Here is a 1,690-nt window from a genome sequence, read left to right as displayed (position 1 = left end):
ATCAGCGCCGAAAGACGCTGGCAGGTTGTAAATAATCCTCTCGATACTTTTATACTTAAATATTCATTTTCCACATCGCTACGCCCTTTTCATGTTTTTATCCACACCCTTTAGGCATTCGTAGCCTTCGCTAGCTTCTTCGATGTTTTTTTATGTTTTTTCCTCTTTTCTCTTCCCTTTTATCACTCCCTTTGCTATACTGGTTTTGTCAGACCGATGTTATTATATAACTTCTGGTCTCTATAAAAAATATATCTTCCTCTGTGAGTAGCTTGCCAAAACTTTTCAGCAGATCCGAAGATATATTTTTTTTCGTCCCTTTTGCCTTTTCGATTCCCGGATTCCCGTTCTCATATAACTGCAGCAGGATATCCGCTATCTGCGTCAGCAAATAATGGCATTTCATTCCATTATAATCCAGGCTGTTTGCGTGCTCTATATCATAACGGATATTTTTCTGCATATTAAATCCTTCATTCTCTATCTCCCACCGGCTTCTTCCCGCCTTGGCAAATTCTTCTGCATTTCTACCTGTAATTATCAAATCTGTCAGCCACTGAAACAACGCACCCGTTGTCTTTCCCTTTTTTTCTTCTTCCGTTTCTATTAAAAGGGCCAGCATCGTCAGCTTATGCCCTTTGTATTCCAGTTCCGGCACCCATTCCATGTGCTGCTTCTCTTTTACCCTCCCTTTTCTCGGATATTCCCTCGCTATCTCCTGTTCCAGTTCCTGCAGTTCCCCCATTCCCTCTATCTCATGATATTCCTCCGCTATGGATGGAATACTCCCATCCTTATACCGGATCAGATAATGCCATTTGTTCTCTTTGCATTTCTTAAACACCGGTTCCGATGCATAAAGACTGTCTGCCAGCACACACACCGGCAGTCTTGGGTATTCCTGTTTCAGACGGCTTGCCAGACGGTGGAATGCCCTCGTTTCACAGTCATTCTTTTCTGCATCTTCTCTCTCATTTTCTATAAATTCTGTCCCCAGGCTGATGATAAGCCCTTCCCCTAGTACCAGTTTTACCTCTAATACATTATGGTAATAGATGGTCTTTTCTTCTTTGCTTCCTTTATTTAACGTCTTTTTCAGACAGTGTGCACAATGCCTCTCATGGAAATGGAATAGGCCTGTCGCATCGAAGATTACCAGCCAGTACTTCCCCAGAAATCTCGCGTCCTCAAATTTCCGTCTCCTCAGAATCGTTTTTATCATTCTTCTACGCAGGGTTTCCAGTTCTCCTGTATCCAGCTTTTTCAGGAACTCATTTACCGTTACATAATGCGGCAGAAATTCATGGCGCCCGACCCCCAGGAGCCTGCACAGGTTCTCCACACAGTTCTCATCATTAAATTTCTCTGTCATCCCCTGCATGGACTGGATGTTACAAATGTTCTTCATAATAACAGTCATCAGCATCACTTCGATTTCATATATGCTGGACTGGCGGGGATCTGACGTTTCACACAGCCATTGCGTGAATTCCGGGAAATACTGGCGGATTATTTTACAGAATGCTGCAAAATCTCTTTCATACAATTTTCTGTTTCTTCGTTGTTCAGCCCTTGTCACGATAAATTTTCTCCTTTGCGAAAAACTTTTTTTTTATTTTATCATGCATCGGCTAAATCTTCAGTGCTTATCAGTAATTTTTGTGCGAGAAATTTTCGCCTTTCAGAGCTG

Annotated in this window: 1 protein-coding gene; it reads right to left on the bottom strand. The window is 42.1% G+C overall.

Going from position 1 to position 1,690, the window contains the following annotated elements:
* Positions 1-208 precede the first annotated feature (208 nt).
* Entirely contained in the window at positions 209-1,579 is a 1,371-nt protein-coding gene (locus tag HMPREF1548_RS00650) for a transposase (RefSeq protein WP_021633687.1), read from the bottom strand.
* Positions 1,580-1,690: the final 111 nt, after the last annotated feature.

Origin of the sequence: Clostridium sp. KLE 1755, assembly GCF_000466465.2 — a bacterium.
Classification (GTDB): domain Bacteria; phylum Bacillota; class Clostridia; order Lachnospirales; family Lachnospiraceae; genus Eisenbergiella; species Eisenbergiella porci.
The sequence above is the reverse complement of the archived record's forward strand: the minus strand, read 5'-3'. Positions and strand labels throughout refer to the sequence as shown.